The following is a 20805-nucleotide window of genomic DNA, read 5'->3' on the forward strand; positions in this document are numbered from 1 at the left end:
CAGCGGGCACGGACTCGCGAGCGGTGCGCGCCGTCAGGATCCGCCTTCCGGTGTGAGCACCGCCACGGCCTCGACGTGGTGGGTGTGAGGGAACAGATCGATCGCATCCAGCTGCGCCACGCCGTAGGACTGCTCGCGGGCGTAGGCCACGTCCCGTGCCAGCGCGGCCGGGTCGCAGGCCACGTAAACCACCCGCCGCGGCCGCGCGGCGAGCACCTGCTCCACGACCGCCTCGCCGGCGCCCGTTCGGGGCGGGTCGAGGACCACCACGTCCGCGGCGCGGGCGTCCCCGTCGCCGGACCAGGACTCCAGCACCTGCTGCACCTGGCCCTGGTGGAGCTGCACCTGCGGCCGGTCGTGCAGGTTGCGCCGGGCGTCCTTGATGGCGCGCTCGTCGGACTCCACGGCACGCACGAGCCCGTCGCCGCCCACCGCATCCGCGAGCGGCAACGTCAGCAGCCCGGCACCGCTGTACAGGTCGAGTACATGGTCACCGGGGCGCAGCTGCGCGCCGGCCAGGACCGCGCGCACCAGCTCGACCGGGGCCTGGTCGTGCACCTGCCAGAACCCGCTCGCCGCCACCCGGTAGCGCCAGTGCCGCCCGCCCACCTCGACCCGCTCCTTCGCGTTGCGACGTCCGCCCCGCAGCGGCGCGCCGTCGACGAGCACGACCCGTTCGCCGTCGCTGGGAGCGACCGCATCGATACGTGCGCCGGGCCGCCAGGTGCGGGCGAGCAGGGCCGGTGCATCGATCGCCTCCACCGCCAGCGGCATCGACTCCAGGGCCACCACCTCGTGGCTGCGGTGGCGGTACATCCCAGCCCGGCCCTGCGGGTCGGCGACCAGCTCGATGCGGGTGCGGTAGCGCAGCCCTTCGCGCTCGGAGTCCTGAGGTACGCCGCGCACCTGCAGACCGGTCAGCAGGGGGTCGTGGGAGTCGTACCCGCCGATGCGCTGCAACGCGTCCTGCAGCACCGCCCGCTTCCAGGCGAGCTGGCCCGCTGGGCTCACGTGGGCCAGTTCCCCGCCACCGACGCCACCCGGGCCGGCCTCGGGCCAGACCGAGGGCACCCGGTCGTCGGCGGCCTCGAGGACCTCCACCGCATCGGCCCGCCAGTGGCCGCGCCTGCTGCTGTCGGTGACCAGGGCGCGTACGCGCTCGCCGGGGATCGCGTGCCGCACGAAGACGACTCGTCCCTCGGACCTCGCGAGGCAGTGCCCGCCGTGCACGGCCGGGCCCACGGTCAGCTCGATCAGCTCGCCGTCGTCGGTCATGGTCACTGCTCCCGTCCTGGTTCGTCGTGCACAGCGCTGCCGGCGCCGGGGCCGATCAGCTCGGCCGACCTCAGCTGCCAGGGCACCGACGCCATCACCACACCCGGCATGTGCAGCAGCCGGGCCTTGAGGCGCGCCGAGCTGCGATTGTGCAGGATGCGCTCCCACCACGATCCCACGACGTACTCGGGCACGTAGACCACCACGAGGTCGCGCGGGGACTCGCGCCGGATCGACTTCACGAACTCCAGCACCGGGCGGGTGACCTCCCGGTAGGGCGAGTCCAGCACCGTCAGGGGCAGCGGCACGCCCAGCGCGTCCCACTCCCGGCGCACCCGCGCGGTGTCCTCCCGGTCGACGGCCACCGAGATGGCCTGCAACGTCGAGGGCCGGGTGGCGCGCGCGTAGGCGAGGGCGCGCATCGCCGGCTTGTGCACCTGGGAGACCAGCACGACGGCGTGCACGCGTGAGGGCAGCGCCTTCGCCCTGCCCTCGTCGCCGAGCGTCAACTCGGCGGCCACGGCGTCGTAGTGGCGCCGGATCAAACCCATGAGCCCGAACAGTACGGCCATCAGGCCCACCGCGATCCAGGCACCGTGGGTCGCCTTGGTCACGACCACGACGGTCAGCACGACGGCGGTCAGCACGAACCCGGTGGCGTTCACGGCCCGCGCGCGCAGCATCTGCGCTCGCTCCTGCGCGGCGATGACGGTGCGCAGCCGGCGGTTCCAGTGCTTGACCATGCCCAGCTGGGCGATGGTGAAGGAGACGAAGACGCCGACGATGTACAGCTGGATGAGCTGGGTCACCTGGGCGTCGAAGAGCCAGATCAGGGCGATCGCCGCGACCGCGAGGCTGACGATGCCGTTGGTCAGCGCCAGCCGGTCGCCGCGGGTGTGCAGCTGGCGCGGCAGGAACCCGTCCTTGCCGAGCACCGAGGCGAGCTGCGGGAACCCGGTGAAGGCCGTGTTGGCGGCGATCACCAGGATCACCGCCGTGGCCGCCACGACGATCACGATCAGCCAGGGCACGGAGGCGAAGACCACCTCGGCGATCTGTCCGATGACCGGGGTCTGGACGAAGCCCTCGGGCACGGGTGCGCCGTCGATGCGCAGATCCCGGGCCGGGTCCTCGACCACCCGGACGCCTGTGGCGCGGGCCAGTCCCAGCACGCCCAGCAGCATCGTGGCTCCGATGAGGCCGAGCAACGCGAGCGTGACCGCCGCGTTGCGGGCCTTCGGACGCCGGAACAGGGGCACTCCGGTGCTGATGGCCTCCACGCCGGTCAGGGCGACGGCACCCGAGGAGAAGGCACGCAGGACCAGGAAGGCCCCGGCGATACCCAGCAGCCCCTGGTCGAGATTGTCCATGGGCACGACGTCGTAGTCGGCGCTGGCTGCGCGGCCGATCGACCCGGCCGCCCACTGGAGGCCGCCGACGACGGCCATCACGCCCATGGCGGCGAGGAACAGGTAGACGGGCACGGCGAAGCTGCGGCGTGAACCCTGGCCGCCCCGCACGTTCGCGAGCGCGACCAGCACCACCATCCCGGTCGCCACCCACTCCTCGTGGCCGCGCAGCTGGGGCCAGATCGTCGTCAGGTACTGCGCACTGGAGGACAGCGAGACGGCCACCGTCAGGACGTAGTCGACCAGCACGGCGGCCGCGACCGAGAGCCCGGCCTTCTTGCCGAGGTTGTCGGTCGCCACCTGGTAGTCGCCGCGGCCCGCCGGATAGGCCTTCACGAGGTGGCGGTAGGACGCGACGACCATGAGCATCACGCCGACGACGGCCAGGCCCACCCACGGCGAGATCACCGCCGCGGCCACACCCGCCAGCGAGAGGGTGAGGATGATCTCGTCCGGCGCGTAGGCCACGGAGGAGAGCGCATCCGCGGCGAACACCGGAAGGGCCTCGCGCTTGCGGAGTTGCACGTGGCCGATCCGGTCGCTGCGGACGGGTCGGCCGACCACCAGCCGTTTAGCGGCTTCGACGAAGTCTGGCACGCGGCCATGCTACGCGCGGACGGCCCCGGTGGGGCCCGGGCGACGGTGTAGCGTCTGCACCGTGCACTTCGTCATCATGGGCGCCGGTCGCGTCGGCACCACTCTGGCCGAGACGCTGGAGTCGCGCGGGCACTCGGTCTCGATCATCGATCAGAACCCGGACGCGTTCCGGCGTCTGCCCGAGTCCTTCGAGGGCCGGCGCGTGACCGGGATGGGGTTCGATCGCGAAGCACTCGCCCAGGCAGGGATCGAGGACGCCTACGCGTTCGCGGCCGTCTCCAGCGGTGACAACTCCAACATCATCGCCGCCCGGGTGGTCCGGGAGACGTTCGGGGTCGAGAACGTCGTCGCCCGGATCTACGACCCGGCGCGTGCGGAGATCTATCAGCGGCTCGGGATCACCACGGTGGCCACGGTCCGGTGGACCGCCGACCAGGTGCTGCGCCGGATGATGCCGGTGGGTGCCGCCCATGAGTTCCGTGACGCCTCCGGTGCGGTGACCATGTGCGAGCTCGACCTCAACCCCGGCTGGCTCGGGCAGCAGGTGCGCCAGGTGCAGGCCGCCACCGGCGCCCGGGTGGCGTTCCTGTCCCGCCTCGGCGAGGGCTACATCCCCTCCCCCGACGACGTCCTGCAGGAGCACGACGTCCTGCATGCCCTCGTCTACACCGAGAACCTGGATGAGGCCCAGCGCACCCTGAACCGCCCACCGCGGCCCGAGGAGGACTGATGCGCGTCATCATCGCCGGCGCCGGCAGCGTCGGGCGATCCATCGCCCGTGAGCTCATCGGTCACGAGCACGAGGTCACCCTGATCGACAAGAACCCGGCCGCGATGAAGATCTCCTCGGTCAGCGCCGCCGACTGGCTACTCGGTGACGCATGCGAGATCGCCAGCTTCGCCGGCGCCCACCCTGAGGCCAGCGACGTGGTCGTGGCGGCCACCGGGGACGACAAGGTGAACCTGGTGGTCTCGTTGCTGGCCAAGACCGAGTTCGGCGTGCCGCGGGTGGTGGCCCGGGTCAACAACCCGAAGAACGAGTGGATGTTCGACGAGGCGTGGGGCGTGGACGTCCTGGTCTCGACCCCGCGGATCATGACGGCCCTGGTGGAGGAGGCCGTCTCGGTCGGCGACCTCATCCGGATCTTCACCTTCCATCAGTCCGGCGCCAGCATGTACGAGATCACGCTCGCCCCCGGTGCGACCGTGGTCGGTGAGCGGGTGGCCGACATCACCTGGCCGGCCGGCTCCGTGCTCGCCGCGATCATCCGCGGTGACGAGCCCCTCCCGCCGAGTCCGGACGACACGCTCGAAGCCGGTGACGAGTTGCTGATCATCGCCAGCTCCGCCGAGAACGGTGAGCTCAGCGCGCTGCAGCAGCTGCTCGGGGACGGACCCACAGCCACGTGATCCACAGCACCAGCGCCCACATCGGCAGCCCCATCACCAGGCGCGCCGTTCCCAGCCACCCCGCCTCGGCCTGCAGGTAGAGCGGGACCTGGACCGCCAGCCGCGCCACGAAGGCCCCGAACCACAGCCAGGACGCCCGCGTGTACCGGCGACGCTGGGCGCGATCGGCGCGCCACGCCATGTCCTTGCCGGTCAGCAGCGCCACCAGCACCCCGACCACCGGCCAGCGCGCGAGGATCGAGACGAGCACGCCGACGGCGAAGACCGCGTTGACCAGCAGACCCCAGGCGAAGAAGTCGGACGCCTCACCCGAACGCCAGGCCCAGACGGCGCCGATCCCCACGCCCGCGAGTCCGCCGATCGCCTGGGTGACCGGCGTCCGGCCGATGAGCCGGGCCACCGTGGCCACGACCGCGACGGCGACCGAGGAGATCAGCGCCGGCGTCAGGTCGCGGGTGAGGACGAACACCACGACGAACACCAGACCCGGGGCGACGGACTCGACCAGGCCGCGCACGCCTCCGATGGACTCGGCGATGCTGAAGGTGTCGGACGTCAGCTGCCGCACGCCGCGTGCCGAGGCGTCCTCGGTGCTGTCGGTGTGGTCTGTGCTGTCTGTGCTGTCTGTGCTGTGCGTGCTGTCGGTGCTCTCCGGGCCGGCGGTCACGAGACTGCTCGCTGCGGCAGGATCCGGTAGCTCGGGTTGTAGATGGCCGGCCGGGGCTGGCCCGGGGCCGTCCGGCACAGCATCCCCTCCACCTTCAGGCGGCGACCGGGGTCGATCCCGGTGATGTCCCGCCGGCCGAGCCAGACCAGGTCCACACTGCCGGACCCGTCGTAGAGCTCGGCCACCAGTTCGGGAGCCTGACCGGACGGTGAGTACGTCACCGACCGCACCACGCCGGAAAGGGCGACACGCTGCCGGGCGCTGCAGCGCGCCACCGGTACGGTCCCCTGCCGCTCGGCCTCGTGTTGCTCCGCCCCGGCGTCCAGTTCCGACTGGGAGGCGAGAACGCTGCGGAGCCGGTCGCGCCAGGTCACCGGGTCTCCGTGATCTCGGGCCCGCGCGCCGGTACCTCGATACCGGCCGGCTGGTCCTGTGCCGCGGGGGTGCGCTGACCGGGCAGATGCAGCGGGAGCAGGTCGCGCGGAGGGCGCGGGTCCTCCCCGCGCACGACGACGACGTCCCCGAAGATCTCCTCCATCGTGCCCGCGGCCGTCGCGTCGATCGCCGCGCGGCCGGTGAGCACGCCGCGCAGGAACCAGCGAGGTCCGTCGACGCCCAGGAACCGCGCCGGGCGGTGGCCGCTCCGTCCGTCGGGCAGGCGGACGGGCAGGCGGGCGAGCAGCTCCGCACCGAACGGGCCCGGCCGCTCGTCCACCGAGCCGCCCTGCTTGCCGACCTGGGTCTCGAGCTCGGCCCGCAACGTGTCCCACAGGCCCGCGGTGCGGGGAGCGGCGAAGGGCTGGATCTGCAACGACGAGCCCTCCAGCGCGAGGTTGACCCCGACCACCCGCCGGGTCTTGCGGTCCAGCTCCATGCGGACCTGCATCCCGGCACGCTTGGGTACCCACAGCGAGCCCAGGTCGAGCCGCTGCCCACGGGAGCGAACCTCGGTGGAGTCCCAGGGACCGATCAGGCCCTCGGCCACCGCCTCGTCGGCCTGCTCGGTCTCGGGCGTCGCCGGCTCCTCGATCGGGGAGGCGTCCTCGGTCCCGGCGGCGCGTCGTCGACGCAACCATGCCATCAGTTCTGTCCTTCCATCGCGACGACGCCGCCGGTCGACCCCAGTCCCCCGGAGCCACGCTCGCTCGCAGGCAGCACCTCGACCTCGATCAGGTCGGCCACCGCCACCCGCTGGATCACCAGCTGCGCGATCCGATCGCCCCGATCGATCTCGACGGCCAGCGTCGGATCGGTGTTGTGCAGGATCACGGTGATCTCGCCGCGGTAGCCCGCATCGATCGTCCCCGGCGCGTTCAGGACCGTCAACCCGTGGCGCGCGGCCAGACCCGAGCGCGGGTGCACGAATGCGGCGTAGCCCGCCGGCAGCGCGAGCGCGATCCCGGTGGGCATCGCGTGGCGGCCCCCCGGGGGGATCTGCGCCGACTCGCGGGCCTGCAGATCCAGGCCCGCGTCGCCCGGCCGGGCGTAGCCCGGCGGCGTCAGCTCGGCGTCGAGCCGCTGCAGCAGCACCTCGACCGGCATGTCCTCGCTCGTCGTCACGGATCCCAGGCTACTGGCCGACGGCAGTGGTCGTGGTCGTGGCACCCTGGTCTGCATGGCTCCCTCTTTCACCGAGCGCGTCCTGCCCAATGCGGTGGGCTGGCTCCTCGCACCTGCGGCGGGTCTGCTCCTCGGGCTCGCCCTCGTCCCGCTGGACGCGGTGGTCGCGCTCGCCGCCGGCCTGGCCGCGACCGCCCTGACGGCGCTGGTGCTCGTCCTCGTCTCGCCCGTGGTGAGCGTTCACGACGGTGTCCTGGAGGTGGACCGGGCACGTCTCCCGGTGTCGCTGGTCGGGCAGGTCACGCCACTACGCGGCAGCGAACTCACCCGGGCCATGGGTCCGGACCTGGACGCTCGGGCGCACGTGCGCTACCGGGCCTGGGCGGGCTCCGCCGTCCGGATCGTCCTCGACGACCCTGCCGACCCGACGCCGTACTGGCTGGTCTCGACCCGGCGCCCGGCCGAACTCGCCAGGACGCTGGGCCACGCCCCGGCCGAGTAGGGCCGGCAGGGCGCTGCCATGCCCGGTCGCGGCGCGGCTGCGCCGTCTCAGGCGGCGCACTCCGAGCAGACCGGCTGACCGCTCTTCTCGTAGGCCAGCTGGCTGCGGTGATGCACGAGGAAGCACTCGGAGCAGGTGAACTCGTCGGCCTGACGGGGCAGGACGCGGACGGAGAGTTCCTCGCCGCTCAGGTCCGCGCCCGGGAGCTCGAACCCTTCCGCCGCTTCGGTCTCGTCCTCGTCGACCGCAGGTGAGTTCTTCTCCGAGCGCCGTGCCTTGAGCTCCTCGAGGGAGTCCTCGCTCATGTCCTCGTCGGTCTTGCGCGGTGCGTCGTAGTCGGTCGCCATGATGGGCAATCGCTCCGGTTTCTCTCGATCGGACTTCTGGCACGTACAACGTTCGGCGCGCCGACTTGTTCCCGTGGCGGGTGAATTGTGCACCATCGGCCGCCCGATTGCTACTCGCGGACCGCCTGCAGCCTCACCCCGGCTGCGCCGGTGCGCATCTCGAGCTCGGGCGCGAAACGATCCACCGCCACTCCGACCTCAATGCGGCGCATCCGCGCCACCACCTGGCACCCTCGAGGATGAGCTGGGTATCGGCTCGCAGCAGCCGCGCACGGAGGCGACATGATCGAGTTGGAACTGGTAGGGATCCATCAGGACGGCGAGCACCTCGTCCTCATGGGCCCGGACGGGGAGCGCTACCGCCTCGAGATCGACGACGCGCTCCGGGCGGCGGTCCGTCGGGACCGGCCGCAGCTGGAGCAGGTGCGCACCGAGGGTGTCGTACGCCCTCGCGAGATCCAGGTGATGATCCGCTCGGGATCGAGCGCCGAGGAGGTCGCCGCCGAGTATGCGATCCCGCTCGAGACGGTTCGGCGGTACGAGGGCCCGGTGCTCGCCGAGCGTCAGCACCTCAGCCAGCAGGCCCGCGGACTGACGATCACCCGCCAGCCCGGGGCGCCCGTGCTCGAGGACGTGGTGATCGACCGCCTCGCTGCCCGGGGGGTGAGCACGGACTCGGTGCAGTGGGACGCGCGCCGGATCGCCCACGAGCCCTGGGAGCTGGTGCTGCGCTTCGTGACCGGGGACCGGGAACGGGTCGCCACCTGGCAGGTCGAGCTGTCCGCGCGCACCCTGCTCGCGCTGGACGACGAGGCCCGGTGGTTGTCCGAGACCGAGTGGTCCGCCGGCCAGGGGTCACGACGGCACCTCTCGGCAGTGCGGGGCGCCCCCGTGTACGACCTCGAGAGCGACGAACCGCTGGACCTGACCGGGTCCCTGGCCGCTGTCGACGCCGGCCTGCCCACCGGGACCTCGGACGAGGACACCCCCGCCGCCGAGGCGGCCGACGGGTCGGAGGCCGACCTGACCGAGGCACTGCTGGAGCGGCTGGCCGCCGACCGCGGCGTGCGGCAGTCCCTCGAGGAGGACAACGATCCCGAGGGCGCCGAGCACGAGGTGCAGGAGCCGATGCTCTGGGAGGATCCACCACCCGCTCATCCGCCGGCGTCGCGGCCGCACGAGCGCCCGGATGCGACGATCCTGCCCGGCCCCCGCGGCAGTGAGCGGGAGGACCGGGACCCGGACGACGGCGACGACGAGGCCAGCGGCGAGTCGCGCCCCACCCAGGACGGGCCGCAGGAGCAGGTGTCCCAGGCACGCAGGTCCCGCCGCCGACGCACCAGCGTGCCCTCGTGGGACGAGATCGTGTTCGGCGCCAGGAACGAGTGAGACCGCTGCCGTCCGGGCGCTAGCCCTGGACCACGACCAGCGGCACCAGCGTCTCGGCATCGGTGACGCCGCCGTGCATGCCGACCAGTGCCAGCGATGCCGCGCTCTGGCTGCGTGAGTCCATGACGGCCTGGTTGCCCCGGGCCGCCACGACCACGTCACCGACGACCGGGGCGGCCGCCGGTGTGGTGGGCCCGATCATGCCCGAGTCGATCACCTCGGCACGGGTCAGGACCTGAGCCTGCTCGCCCAGCGCCGCACGGTAGCGCCCGGCGACGGCGTTGGCGCTGCCCGGTGCGCAGTAGAGGTGGACCGCCCGGGGCTCACCCGCCACCAGGTCGACATCGCGCGTCAGGTCCTCGCGCCCGGCGAGGTCGATCCGCTCGTGCGCAGCGACGTCGACCATGCCGTGATCCGCGGTCACCAGCAGCAGCGTCCCCGGCGGCAGCAGCCGCGCCAGCCGGTCCAGCTCGGCGTCGGTGACCGCGAGCAGCTCCTCCCAGCCCGGGGACTGCCATCCGTGCCGGTGCCCGTGCGAGTCGAGTTCTCCCCAGTACAGGTAGACGACGTCCACATCGGGGTCGCGGAGCTCGGCCACGGCGGTGTCCACCCGCTCGCGCAGGGACTCCGCGGCGGCGTACTCGCCGCCACGCCAGGCCGCGCGGGTCAGTCCGGAGTCGGCGAAGCGCCACGGGCCGACGCTGACCGCGGTGCGACCGGCCTGCTCGAGGTGCTCGAAGACGGTGGTCTCGGCCTGCCACTGCTCCGGTACGGCCGGCCCGTTCCAGGAGACGAGATTGACGACGGCGCGTGGCGCGGCGCGGACCGAGTAGCCGAGCATCCGGGTGCGTCCGCCCTCCCACCCGGTGCCCAGGTAGGTGACATTGGTCGCGGTCGTCGAGGGGAAGGTCGTGCGCACCGAGCCCACGCGGTCGGCGCCGGTCAGGAACGGCGCCGAGCCCGAGCGCTGGTCCAGGTTGTGCCCTCCGAGCCCGTCCACCAGGACCACGCACGCCTTGGTGGCGGCGGGAAGACCGAGCCGGGCGCGGGCCGACGACATCCGGGCCGCCGGCTCCGGCGGGAGGTCGAGCCCGAGGCTGCCCACGGCCCCGAGCAGGACGTCACCGAGACGCCCGCGCTCGCCCGCACTCACCCGCCGGCGGCGACCGTGGCGCCGGAGAGCGCGGTGGCGAAGGCGATCGCTGCCTCCATCGCATGCGGTCCCTCCGCCTGGGCGCTGATCCGCACCACCAGATCATCCGGCACCGACGTCCCCGTCAGCCCGTGGTCGGCCTCGCACTCGGGGTCGGGGCAGGTGGCCGGTTCCAGGTCGAGGCGTGAGACGGCGCCCCAGCTCAGGGCGATGGTCAGCTCCGATCCCCCGGCGCCCTGGCGGTACGCCGCCGGATCGTTCACCCCGTGGGTGAGGCCGACCGAGCGCACCTGCCGGAGCGGGATCGCCTCCGTGGTCGCGGCGGCGTTGACACTGCCGTCCGGCTGCTCGCCCGGGATGTCGTCGACGTGGGCGACCACGAGCCGCGTCGGCGTCAGGACGAGTGTGGTGATGTGTCGCCGCACCTCCGTGCGGTCGAACATGGTCTCCGGGTGCACGAGGAAGGAACGGACCTCCTCCCCCGCCAGGGCGACCTCCAGCACATCCGTGACCAGGGAGGGGTAGTAGCCCGCGCGCTGGATCTCACGGCGCAGGTCTCGCAGTCGGTCGGTACGCACGCTCACTCCCGTAGTCTCCCACTATCGCCCGTCACGGCAGCACCCGGCGGGCGACGTCCCCCCGGCGGGGCTGAGCCACGTCGACCTCCATCCCGAGCACGGCGGCGCCGGCGCCGGAGACCAGCACCGGGTACAGCTCGATGGCCGAGACCTCCGCCAGCTCGTCCTTGAGCACGGCGACCCGGGCGATGATGTCCTCGAGCGCCGCCACATCGACGGCCGGCAGACCCCGGTGGCCGAGGAGGCGAGGGGCAGCCCGGAGGGTCCGGACCATCTCGGTGATGTCACCATCGGTCAGCGGTGGCACGCGGAAGCTGACGTCGTCGAGCAGTTCGCTCGCATCGCCGGCCAACCCCAGGCTGATGATCGGGCCGTACAGCGGATCCTCCGCCGCCCGCACCACGCACGCCACCCCCGGGGGTGCCATCGCCTGCACCTCGAAGGCAGCCGATCGTCCCAGCAGGACCCGGACCTGTTCCTCGATCTGCCGGTACGCCTCGGTCAGATCCGCCGGCGTCAGCAGATCGAGACGGACCGTCCCCAGGTCCGAACGATGACGCAGCACCTCTTCGGTGGCCTTCAGCGCCACCGGCCAGCCGATCTCATCGGCCGCGCGCTGCGCCTGCTCGAGACTGTCCACCCGCACCTGGGGCCAGCTGGTGATGCCGTGGGTGTCCAGCAGCGTGCGCGCTGCCCCGGCGGGCAACCGCCTGGTCGTCCCCGCCGGCACCCCGCTCAGCTCGGACTGCACCAGCTGCTTCGCACCGCGACGATCGATTCCGCCGGGGTCGACGCGCGATCCACGGCCCTGCTCGTTCCACCGCTGGTAGCCGCGCGCCGCCGCCAGCGCGGCGACGGCCTGCTCGGTCGAGGGGAAGGTCGGCACCCGGACCGGCGCCGCCACCCCGTCCGGGCCGGCGGCCGGGTCCGGCGCTGCCTGGCCCGGCGGGCCGAGCAGGCCCCCGGTGCGGTACACCGTGGCGGCAACCGTCCGTCCGGACCGGGCTGCCAGCCGCCGGATCTGCTGGGTGATGGCCGCCCGGTCGTCCTCCAGCAGCGCCACGTACCCGATGACGGCGATGTCCCAGTCGGTGCGCGTCAGCGCATCGTCGATGCAGGACCGGTAGGCCGTGGCATCGGCGCCGGAGCTCAGCGCCACCGAGCCTGCTGCCTCGGTCAGTCCGTGGTGGCCGATCAGCTCGGACAGCGCAGCCGCCTGCGCGCCGCTGTTGGTGATCACCAGCACCCTGTCCCCCGCCGGTAGCGGCTGTTCGCTCAGCAGGGCCGCCAGGTCCAGCATCTCCGCGTCGGAGGAGGTCAGCAGCACCCCCGCCTGCCGGACGAGCTCGTCCAGCGCACGCCGCGGCGTCGTCGTGGTCGGCACGGCGTGACCGGGTGGTCGCAACTGGCCGGTCGCTCCCGCGATCATCGCCACCACGGGCCCCTGCTCGGAGAGGTGACGTGCCACCCGGGAGAACTTGCGCGGGTTGCCGATCGACTCCAGCCGCAGACACACCACGCCGGTGGTCGGTGAGGTGGTCCAGTACTGCATGGCGTCGTTGCCCGAGATGTCTACCCGGTGCCCGGCCGAGAGGAAGGAGGAGAGTCCGAGATCCCGGTCCGCCGCACCATCGAGGAGCTGCAGGCCCGCCGCCGCCGACTGGCAGAACACGCCCACACCACCGGCGCGGAGATCGCCCCGGCGCAGCGTCGCGTTGACGGCGCCGGACCCGGCGACGGTACGCACACCGAACGAGCGCGGGCCGACCAGGCGCATGCCGTGCTCGCGCAACCGCCGCACCAGGGTGCGCTGCGGAACCTTCCCACTGGCATGCCCCGCCTCGTAGCCACCGGTGTAGAGCACCACCGCGCGCACGCCGCGGGCGGCGAGTGCCGGGACGAGCTCGAGCACCTGCGGTGCGGGCGCGGCCACCAGCGCGAGGTCGGCGCGGACGCCGTCGGGAAGGTCCTCGACGCGTGGCGGGTGGCCCGGCAGACCGGCGATGCTGACGCGCCCCTCCCCGGCCCCCGCCAGGCCCTCCGCCAGCCGCGTGGCCATCGCGGTGCCCTCGGTCCCGGATCCGACCAGCAGGATGCCGTCGGGTCCGAGCACGGCGGCCATGCTCAGCGCCTCCGCGCGCCGTTCACGTTCGGCCAGCACTGCCAGGGAGCGGTCGGTGGGTCGGATGGTGAAGGAGACGCTGACCAGCCCGTCGTCGAGGTGCTGGTCGACGTCGTACCCGGCATCGGTGAAGACCCGCAGCATCCGGGTGTTCTGCGGCAGGACGTCCGCGACGAACCGGCGGATCCCGAGCTCGCGGCCGGCCGCGGCCAGGTGCTCCAGCAGCACCGATCCCAGACCCTTGCCCTGCACGGCGTCGGAGACGTTGAAGGCCACCTCGGCCGTGTCGTCCTCGATCCGGTCGAAGCGTCCGATCGCGACGAGCTCACCACCCGCGACGAGCACGAGCGCGACGCGCTCGTGATGGTCGACGTGGGTGAAGCGGTGCAGGTCCCGCGCCGGGATCCGCTCCAGCGGTGCGAAGAAGCGCAGGTAGACCGACTCCGGCGACTGCCGCGCGTGAAAGCGCTCGACGGCGTCGGCATCGCCCGGGGCGATCGGCCGGATCCGCATCGTGGTGCCGTCACGCAGCACCACGTCGGCCTCCCAGTGCTCCGGGTAGGGCGCCCCCTGCGCCATGTCGTCGCCGTCCGCCATACCCACGATCCTATTGCCCCGCCCGCCGGTGTGTGCGGGGCTCTGCTCGGCCCCGTTCGGGGGATGATGGAGGCATGGCACGTCACTCCGCACCCGGCTCGCAGCAGCATCCGGTGGATTCCACGATCATCGACACCGACGTCTCCGCCGAGATGCGTGGGTCGTTCCTGGAGTACGCGTACTCCGTCATCTACTCGCGGGCGTTGCCGGACGCCCGGGACGGTCTCAAGCCCGTCCAGCGCCGCATCCTGTTCCAGATGGCGCAGATGGGCCTGCGCCCGGACCGCGGCCACGTGAAGTCGGCCCGCGTCGTCGGCGACGTCATGGGCAAGCTGCACCCGCACGGGGACGGCGCCATCTACGACGCCCTCGTCCGGATGGCGCAGTCGTTCTCGCTGCGTCTGCCGATGGTCGACGGGCATGGCAACTTCGGTTCCCTCGACGACGGTCCGGCCGCGCCGCGCTACACCGAGGCCCGGCTGGCTCCCGCCGCGATAGCCATGACGGCGGATCTGGGCGAGGACGTCGTCGACTTCGTGCCCAACTACGACAACCAGCTCACCCAGCCGGAGGTCCTCCCGGCGGCGATCCCCAACCTGCTGGTCAATGGCGCCTCCGGCATCGCGGTGGGAATGGCGACGAACATGCCACCGCACAACCTGGTCGAGGTGGTCGCGGCGGCCCGGCATCTCATCGCCCACCCGGATGCGGACCTGGAGGCGCTGATGCGCTTCGTGCCCGGGCCCGACCTTCCCGGGGGCGGCAAGATCGTCGGTCTGGACGGGATCCGGGAGGCCTACGCCGGCGGGCGTGGTTCGTTCCGCACGCGGGCCACCGTCCGGGTCGAGAACGTCACCGCCCGCAAGAAGGGCATCGTGGTCACCGAGCTGCCCTACCAGGTCGGACCGGAGCGGGTGATCGAGAAGATCAAGGATGCGGTGCAGGCGAAGAAGCTGCAGGGCATCGCCGCGGTCAACGACCTCACCGACCGCACGAACGGCATGCGCCTGCTGATCGAGATCAAGAACGCCTTCAACCCCGAGGCCGTCCTGGCCCAGCTCTACCGGCTGACACCGCTGGAGGAGTCCTTCGGTATCAACAACGTCGCCCTGGTCGAGGGCCAACCACGCACGCTGGGCCTGCGCGAACTGCTGCAGGTCTACGTCGCCCACCGGCTCGAGGTCGTGCGCCGGCGCACCGAGCACCGCCTGGGCAAGCGCACCGAGCGGGCGCATCTGGTCGAGGGTCTCCTGGTGGCCATCGCCGACATCGACGAGGTGATCGCGGTCATCCGCAGCAGCGATGACGCCGAGTCCGCGCGGACCCGGCTGATGGGTGTCTTCGACCTGTCCGAAGCCCAGGCGGAGTACATCCTGGAGTTGCGGTTGCGCCGGCTCACGAAGTTCTCCCGGATCGAGCTGGAGGCCGAGCGGGACGAGCTCGCCCGGGAGATCGCCGAGCTGCGCGCCATCCTCGCCGACGAGGCGCTCCTGCGCGGGCTCGTCTCGGACGAGCTCGCCGAGGTGGCCGCTGCCCACGGCACGCCGCGCCGGACCGTTCTGCTCGAGTCCTCGGGAGCCACCGCGACGGCCGAGGCCGCACCGGCGCGGCGCGGCCGGGCGGCCGGCGACGTGCCGCTCGAGGTCGCCGACACCCCCTGCCGCGTGCTCCTCTCGGCGACCGGTCTGCTCGCCCGCACCGCCGACGACACCGACCCCGCCCGCACCGGCTCGCGTAGCGCGCACGACGCGCTGCACGCGTCCGTGAGCGGCACCGCGCGAGGAGAGGTCGGGGCGATCACCAACCGCGGCCGGATGCTCAGACTCCCGGTCATCGAGGTACCCGCACTGCCCCCGACCGACGCCGCACCGAGCCTGTCCGGTGGCGTGCCGGTGAGCGAGGTGCTCATGCTCGAACCCGGGGAGCGGGTGCTCGGCCTCGCGAGCCTGGCCGAGGGCGCACCGCCGATCGCCCTGGGCACGCGCTCCGGTCTGGTCAAGCGGGTCGCCGGGGACCACCCCCGTCGCGACAGCTGGGAGGTCATCGGCCTCAAGGACGGGGACGAGGTGGTGGGTGCGGCGTGCGCCGCCGAGGAGGACGAGCTGGTCTTCATCTCCTCCCACGCACAGCTGTTGCACTTTCCCGCCGCCCTCGTGCGCCCGCAGGGGCGGCCCGCCGGTGGGATGGCGGGTATCAGGCTGGCCGAGACGGACTCGGTGCTGGCCTTCACCGTGGTGCCGGCCGCGCGGGCGGAGAGCGCGGTGCTCGTGACCCTGGCCGGTAGCTCCGGCGCCCTGCCGGGCACGGTGCCCGGTTCGGCCAAGGTGACGCCCTTCACGCTCTACCCCGGCAAGGGGCGCGCGACGGGCGGGGTCCGTGCACACCGGTTCGTCCGCGGGGAGGACTCACTGCTGCTGGCCGCGGTCGGCCCCGATCCGGTCCGGGCGGTCGGGTCGGCCGGTCAGCCCGTCGAGCTCCCTGAGCTCGACGAGCGACGGGACGGCTCCGGGAGCGCGCTCGAGGCACCGGTGGCGGGACTGGGCTGAGGGGGCTGAGGGCCCGCTGCGGCCCCCCACCGGCGCAGCAGACCGGCGGCGAACAGCACCTGCGCAGCGATGTAGGTCGTCATCACGAGCAGATCGTGCGCGGGAGCCTCGTACCAGGAGGAGAACACCTCGAGCGCGATGAGCGTGTCGGAGACGAAGAACAGCACACCTCCGAGCCCCACGACCAGGTTCACCGTCGTGGCGAAGGTGGCCGCGGCCACGAGGACCACGCCGTACAACGCCACCAGCGGAAGCAGATCCGCAGCCCCCGTGACCGATGCCGCGAACAGGGCGACGAACCCGGCGAGGTAGCCCAGCACCACCCACCAGGACAGCCTCGCCCGCCGCAGCACCGAGAAGGTGACCAGGAAGCACGCCTGGGCCACGAGAAAAGCCGAGACCATCGCGACGAACCCCGCGTCACCGGCCAGCACGCGGGGAGCGGCATCCCCGATCCACGAGAACAGCAGTGCGCACGCGTACCCACGCAACGCCGGGCTGTGGTGCGGCAGGCCCGCACGGCTCCACACCGCTCCGGCGAGAGCCGGCACCAGCAGCACCTGTGACCCGTCGGCGAGCACCTCGGCACCGACGGCCTGTGCGAGCAGATGGACCGCGGCGACGAGCACGAAGGCCACATCCCAGGCCCGATGTCCCGACACTCCCTCACACCTCGATCGTGTAGGTCGTGGAGCCGCGGGTCGGCTCGAACCCGAGCCGGTCGAAGAGGCCGTGGGCGTGCTCCCGGGTGGCGTGGTCGACCCCGAGCGCCGCGTACTGCATCCCGGAGCCGGCGAACGCTTCCATCGCCCGGCACAGCAGCGAGGTCGCCACGCGCTGCCCGCGCCAGGGCGCACGCACGCCGAGCATGTCGATGTACCCCTCGCTCCACCCCAGGGTCGGCCAGTCCTGCTCGTACCGGCTGGCCAGCAGGTAGCCCGCGATCTGGGCGCGGTCGCTGGTGCGGTCCAGCACCAGGAAGCTCCAGCCGGGCACGAAGTAGGTGCGACCCTCCGCCCAGAGGGTGGGGCTCTGGGTGGCGGCGAGGTCACCGAACGCGTCGTTGTGGGCGATGCGCACCTGGTCGTCGAGCTCGGGCGACCACGGCTCGATCGCCAGCGGTCGTGCCAGCTCGATCCGCGGCACGCCGATGCTCAGGTCGCGCCTCATCTCGGTGTGGTAGCCGGCTTCGGTGAAGCCGTGCCGGCGGACGAGGTCCTCGGCGTGCCCCATGCCGTCCTCGACATGGACGACGATGCTGCCGGAGACGTGCCCGGAGTCGGCGAGCACGGCCCGCCCGCGGTCGATCTGCCAGGTCAGGATCGATGACCCGACCCCGCGATGGCGGTGAGCCGGATCGACACCCCCGTCCAGGAACACACGGGCCGGGCCGTCGGCGCCCGGCGGGATCCCGACCAGTCCGTAGCCGCACAGGTGACCGGCCTCGTCGAAGCCGGCCACCGAGTGACGTTCCACGTCCGACCACTGGGTGGCGAAGGTATCGGCGACCTCCTCGCGCGTGCTGCGATACGGCGGGTCGTCGTGCTCCTCGATGCGTTGCCACAATGCAAAGAGCTCGTCGGCGTCCGTCGAGGACATCGCTCGCCAGCTGAGGCCGTGCGCCACGCCGCCCGGTTCGACCCTCACGCGCCGGCCTCCGGTTCGCAGCGGTAGCGCACCGCGTGGCCGACCACGCTCATGCCGGCCACCTGCAACCCCTCCACGGTGGGGCGCAGGTCCGCGTCGACGTCTGTCCGGATGACCATCTCCCGGGAAGCGTAGGCGCCCGGCAGCAGCCGGAGCAACGCACCGAGTGTCGCCGGGTCGGCCTCGCCACCCGGAGCGGGCTCCACCGTCAGGACGTCCCCACCCTCCCCGGGAGGGGTCCGGGCGGCCCCCGGCGCCGAGGGCACCGCTCGCGCACGCAGCGTCGAGGCCTCCCACCACTCGAGGATCCCGGTGGCACGCGCGTGCAGCGTCAGGGCGGGCTCGCCTCCCGCCGGGGCCGGCGTGCCGCGAGTGAGCTGCGCGAGCGTGCCCTCCAGGATGTGCAGACGAGCCACCGGGGCGTAACCGGCCGCGGCACACAGACGCCGCCGGCCGATCAGCTGCTCGTCGACGACGATCTCGGTACGGGCCGCGCCCAGCCCGCGTGCGCGGGCGTCCTGCCAGCGCAGCAGGGCGCGGCCGATCCCCCGGCCCCGCCACGAGGGCTCGAGCTCGGCGGCCAGGTGCGCCACAGCGCCGGTGCGCCGGACCGTGGCCACGGCGCGCAGGACGCCACCGGGGTCGAACCCGGCGAGCGAGTCGGTCTCGAGGTCACACCCGCCGTCCGCGAGCAGGCGCGGACTCAGCTCAGCCGGCGCCGGGTGACAGCCGCGGTCGACCGCCAGTACCCGGGTGAGCAGCATCCGGACGCCGTCCTCGTCGGCTGTCTCCAGTGGCCGCCACCGCAGCCCCAGGTGCCGTCCGGGCACCGGGAGGTGCCCGGAACTCACGCGTCGATCCGATCCCTGTCCAACTCCCCCGCGCCGGCGATGATGAAGTCCTTGCGCGGCGCCACGTCGTTGCCCATCAGCAGGTCGAAGACGAGCTCGGCGTCCTCCACGTCCGCCATGGTGATCTTGCGCAGGGTGCGATGGGCGGGGTCCATCGTGGTCTCCGCCAGCTGATCCGCGTCCATCTCGCCCAGCCCCTTGTATCGCTGGATGGGCTCCTTGTACCGCCGACCGGAGCGCTCCAGGCGCGCGAGCAGCCGGCTCAGCTCCGCCTCGGCGTAGGTGTAGGAGACCTCACCCTTGCGCTTGCCCTGGGCGACCACCTCGACCCGGTGCAGCGGTGGCACCGCCGCGAAGACCCGCCCGGCCTCCACCAGCGGGCGCATGTACCGGAAGAACAGCGTCAGCAGCAGCGTCCGGATGTGTGCGCCGTCGACATCGGCGTCGGTCATCAGGACGACCTTGCCGTAACGCACCGCGTCCAGGTCGAACGAGCGACCCGACCCGGCACCGATCACCTGGATGATCGAGGCGCACTCGGCATTTTTGAGCATGTCCGCCAGTGAGGCCTTCTGGACGTTGAGAATCTTCCCCCGGATGGGCAGGAGGGCCTGGAAGTCCGACTGACGGGCGAGCTTGGCCGTGCCCAGGGCGCTGTCACCCTCGACGATGAAGAGCTCGGACCGCTCGACGTCGTCACTGCGGCAGTCGGCGAGCTTGGCCGGCAGGGTCGAGGTCTCGAGGGCGTTCTTGCGGCGCGAGATCTCCTTGTGGGTGCGGGCGGCGATCCGCGCCCGCATCTCCCCCACGACCTTCTCCAGCACCATCGCACTCTGCGCCTTCTCGGAGCGCTTGGCAGAGGTCAGCAGCGACGTGAGCTCGGTGTCGACGACCCGGGTGACGATGCTGCGCACCGGTGCGGTGCCGAGGACCTCCTTGGTCTGACCCTCGAACTGTGGTTCGGGCAGGCGCACCGTCACGACGGCGGTCAGTCCCGCCATCACGTCGTCCTTCTCGATACGTTCCTTCCCGCTCTTGCCGGTCATCTTCAGCCGGCGGGCATTGGCCTCGATCTGCTTGCGCACGCACTTGACCAGGCCCGCCTCGAATCCGGCCAGGTGGCTGCCACCCTTGGGGGTGGCGATGATGTTGACGAAGCTGCGGACCTCGGTCTCGTACCCGATCCCCCATCGCAGCGCCACCTCCACCTCGCAGGTGCGCTCCACGTCGACCGGGCGCAGGTGGCCCTGACCGTCGAGCTGTTGGACGGTCTCGGTGAAGGTGCCGGTGCCGGTGAGCCGCCAGGTGTCGGTGACGGCGCTGTCGGCCGCGAGGAAGTCGACGAAGTCGCTCACGCCACCGTCATGCCGGAAGACCTCCTCGACGGGCCCCTCCTCCCCGGGCGTCCCCGCGAGGCGGCGCTCGTCCCGGATCGTCAGCGTGAGGCCCGGAACCAGGAAGGAGGTCTGCCGGGCACGGGTGATCAGCTCGTCGTAGGAGAAGACGGCGGAGGTCGGGAAGATCTGCCGGTCCGCCCAGTAGCGCACCCGCGTGCCGGTCACCCCGCGCCGGACCTTGCCGACCCTGCGCAGCTCGGAATGGTCGGTGAAGGGCGCGAACGGTGACTCGGGGTCGGGTCCGGCCGCGTCGTCGAAGGTGCCCGGCTCCCCCCGGTGGAAGGACATCGCGTGGGTGAGACCGCCGCGGTCCACCTCGACGTCGAGCCGGGCCGAGAGCGCGTTCACCACGGACGCACCGACTCCGTGCAGCCCGCCGGAGGAAGCATAGGAGCCACCGCCGAACTTGCCACCGGCATGCAGCTTCGTGAAGACGACCTCGACACCGCTCAGACCCAGCGTGCTCACCTCGTCGACCGGGATACCGCGGCCGTTGTCACGCACCTCCACGGACCCGTCGGGATGGAGCACGATCGCGATGGCGTCGCCGTGCCCTTCGAGTGACTCGTCGACCGCGTTGTCGATGATCTCCCAGAGGCAGTGCATCAGTCCGCGCGAGTCGGTGGACCCGATGTACATGCCCGGGCGCTTGCGTACCGCCTCGAGCCCCTCGAGCACCGACAGGTGACGCGCGGTGTAGCTGGATTCCGTCGATGTCTTGGCCACGACTCCATGCTAGGTCCCGCTCGCACGTCCGT

19 protein-coding genes are annotated in these 20805 nt (G+C 72.3%); 5 read left to right on the top strand and 14 right to left on the bottom strand.

Translation table 11 applies throughout. From position 1 onward, the window contains the following. Nucleotides 1-33 precede the first annotated feature (33 nt). Together LQF12_RS08685 and LQF12_RS08690 are read right to left on the bottom strand one after the other, a co-directional pair. Entirely contained in the window at nucleotides 34-1275 is a 1242-nt protein-coding gene (locus tag LQF12_RS08685; protein ID WP_231052546.1) for a class I SAM-dependent RNA methyltransferase, read from the bottom strand. Nucleotides 1276-1277: 2 nt separating this feature from the next. Further along, entirely contained in the window at nucleotides 1278-3281 is a 2004-nt protein-coding gene (locus LQF12_RS08690; protein ID WP_231052547.1) for an APC family permease, read from the bottom strand. A 76-nt stretch (nucleotides 3282-3357) separates the two neighbouring features. Here LQF12_RS08690 and LQF12_RS08695 point away from each other — a divergent pair, with 76 nt between their 5' ends. Further along, nucleotides 3358-4011 carry a potassium channel family protein gene (locus LQF12_RS08695; RefSeq protein ID WP_231055568.1) on the top strand — a complete coding sequence of 218 codons (654 nt, stop codon included), beginning with the start codon at nucleotides 3358-3360 and terminating at the stop codon, nucleotides 4009-4011. Then, a complete protein-coding gene (locus LQF12_RS08700) occupies nucleotides 4011-4691 on the top strand; it encodes a potassium channel family protein (protein ID WP_231052548.1) in 681 nt (226 codons plus the stop codon). Before LQF12_RS08695 ends, LQF12_RS08700 begins: the two co-directional genes overlap by 1 nt. Here the strand turns inward: LQF12_RS08700 and LQF12_RS08705 are convergent. Genes LQF12_RS08705 through dut form a run of 4 tightly spaced genes read right to left on the bottom strand, consistent with a single transcriptional unit; the run spans nucleotide 4645 to nucleotide 6900 of the window. After that, nucleotides 4645-5358: a DUF3159 domain-containing protein gene (locus tag LQF12_RS08705; protein WP_231052549.1), complete on the bottom strand. Its 714-nt coding sequence runs from the start codon at nucleotides 5356-5358 to the stop codon at nucleotides 4645-4647. The genes LQF12_RS08700 and LQF12_RS08705 overlap by 47 nt on opposite strands. Next, nucleotides 5355-5732, bottom strand: coding sequence for an OB-fold nucleic acid binding domain-containing protein (locus LQF12_RS08710; protein ID WP_231052550.1), 378 nt, complete (start codon nucleotides 5730-5732; stop codon nucleotides 5355-5357). The genes LQF12_RS08705 and LQF12_RS08710 overlap by 4 nt, the downstream gene beginning before the upstream one ends. Next, the gene (locus tag LQF12_RS08715; RefSeq protein WP_231052551.1) at nucleotides 5729-6439 is read right to left on the bottom strand and encodes a DUF3710 domain-containing protein; all 711 of its coding nucleotides are present in this window, start codon (nucleotides 6437-6439) and stop codon (nucleotides 5729-5731) included. The genes LQF12_RS08710 and LQF12_RS08715 overlap by 4 nt, the downstream gene beginning before the upstream one ends. Beyond that, complete coding sequence (gene dut / locus LQF12_RS08720; protein WP_231055569.1) at nucleotides 6439-6900, bottom strand: dUTP diphosphatase; 462 nt, start codon at nucleotides 6898-6900, stop codon at nucleotides 6439-6441. The genes LQF12_RS08715 and dut overlap by 1 nt, the downstream gene beginning before the upstream one ends. 73 nt (nucleotides 6901-6973) lie before the next feature. On the opposite strand from dut, the gene LQF12_RS08725 reads away from it, so the two are divergent. Next, entirely contained in the window at nucleotides 6974-7420 is a 447-nt protein-coding gene (locus LQF12_RS08725) for a DUF3093 domain-containing protein (protein ID WP_231052552.1), read from the top strand. Between the two features lie 47 nt (nucleotides 7421-7467). On the opposite strand, the gene LQF12_RS08730 is transcribed toward LQF12_RS08725, so the two are convergent. After that, a complete protein-coding gene (locus tag LQF12_RS08730; RefSeq protein ID WP_231052553.1) occupies nucleotides 7468-7767 on the bottom strand; it encodes a DUF4193 domain-containing protein in 300 nt (99 codons plus the stop codon). 282 nt (nucleotides 7768-8049) lie between these two features. Here LQF12_RS08730 and sepH point away from each other — a divergent pair, with 282 nt between their 5' ends. Further along, the gene (gene sepH, locus LQF12_RS08735; RefSeq protein WP_231052554.1) at nucleotides 8050-9156 is read left to right on the top strand and encodes a septation protein SepH; all 1107 of its coding nucleotides are present in this window, start codon (nucleotides 8050-8052) and stop codon (nucleotides 9154-9156) included. A gap of 19 nt (nucleotides 9157-9175) precedes the next feature. On the opposite strand, the gene LQF12_RS08740 is transcribed toward sepH, so the two are convergent. The 3 genes from LQF12_RS08740 to LQF12_RS08750 are packed head-to-tail and all read right to left on the bottom strand — an operon-like array spanning nucleotide 9176 to nucleotide 13606. Continuing rightward, nucleotides 9176-10309, bottom strand: coding sequence for an alkaline phosphatase family protein (locus LQF12_RS08740; protein ID WP_231052555.1), 1134 nt, complete (start codon nucleotides 10307-10309; stop codon nucleotides 9176-9178). Beyond that, the gene (locus tag LQF12_RS08745; protein WP_231052556.1) at nucleotides 10306-10893 is read right to left on the bottom strand and encodes a DUF5998 family protein; all 588 of its coding nucleotides are present in this window, start codon (nucleotides 10891-10893) and stop codon (nucleotides 10306-10308) included. Before LQF12_RS08745 ends, LQF12_RS08740 begins: the two co-directional genes overlap by 4 nt. Nucleotides 10894-10918: 25 nt before the next feature. Next, nucleotides 10919-13606 (bottom strand): GNAT family N-acetyltransferase, encoded by a 2688-nt coding sequence (locus LQF12_RS08750; protein WP_231052557.1) that lies wholly within the window; start codon nucleotides 13604-13606, stop codon nucleotides 10919-10921. Nucleotides 13607-13680: 74 nt separating this feature from the next. Between LQF12_RS08750 and LQF12_RS08755 the strand changes: the two genes are divergently transcribed. Then, nucleotides 13681-16152, top strand: coding sequence for a DNA gyrase/topoisomerase IV subunit A (locus LQF12_RS08755; protein ID WP_231052558.1), 2472 nt, complete (start codon nucleotides 13681-13683; stop codon nucleotides 16150-16152). On the opposite strand, the gene LQF12_RS08760 is transcribed toward LQF12_RS08755, so the two are convergent. From LQF12_RS08760 to LQF12_RS08775, 4 genes are read right to left on the bottom strand one after another with little or no spacing between them, the layout of a single operon-like run. Then, on the bottom strand, nucleotides 16068-16814 hold the full coding sequence (locus LQF12_RS08760; protein ID WP_231052559.1) for a lysoplasmalogenase: 747 nt from the start codon (nucleotides 16812-16814) through the stop codon (nucleotides 16068-16070). The genes LQF12_RS08755 and LQF12_RS08760 overlap by 85 nt on opposite strands. A 4-nt stretch (nucleotides 16815-16818) precedes the next feature. Next, the gene (locus LQF12_RS08765; RefSeq protein WP_231052560.1) at nucleotides 16819-17799 is read right to left on the bottom strand and encodes a GNAT family N-acetyltransferase; all 981 of its coding nucleotides are present in this window, start codon (nucleotides 17797-17799) and stop codon (nucleotides 16819-16821) included. Then, nucleotides 17796-18650 carry a GNAT family N-acetyltransferase gene (locus LQF12_RS08770; protein WP_231052561.1) on the bottom strand — a complete coding sequence of 285 codons (855 nt, stop codon included), beginning with the start codon at nucleotides 18648-18650 and terminating at the stop codon, nucleotides 17796-17798. The genes LQF12_RS08765 and LQF12_RS08770 overlap by 4 nt, the downstream gene beginning before the upstream one ends. Beyond that, complete coding sequence (locus LQF12_RS08775; protein WP_231052562.1) at nucleotides 18647-20773, bottom strand: DNA gyrase/topoisomerase IV subunit B; 2127 nt, start codon at nucleotides 20771-20773, stop codon at nucleotides 18647-18649. Before LQF12_RS08775 ends, LQF12_RS08770 begins: the two co-directional genes overlap by 4 nt. Nucleotides 20774-20805: the final 32 nt, after the last annotated feature.

It is taken from the genome of Ruania suaedae (assembly GCF_021049265.1).
Lineage (GTDB): Bacteria > Actinomycetota > Actinomycetes > Actinomycetales > Beutenbergiaceae > Ruania > Ruania suaedae.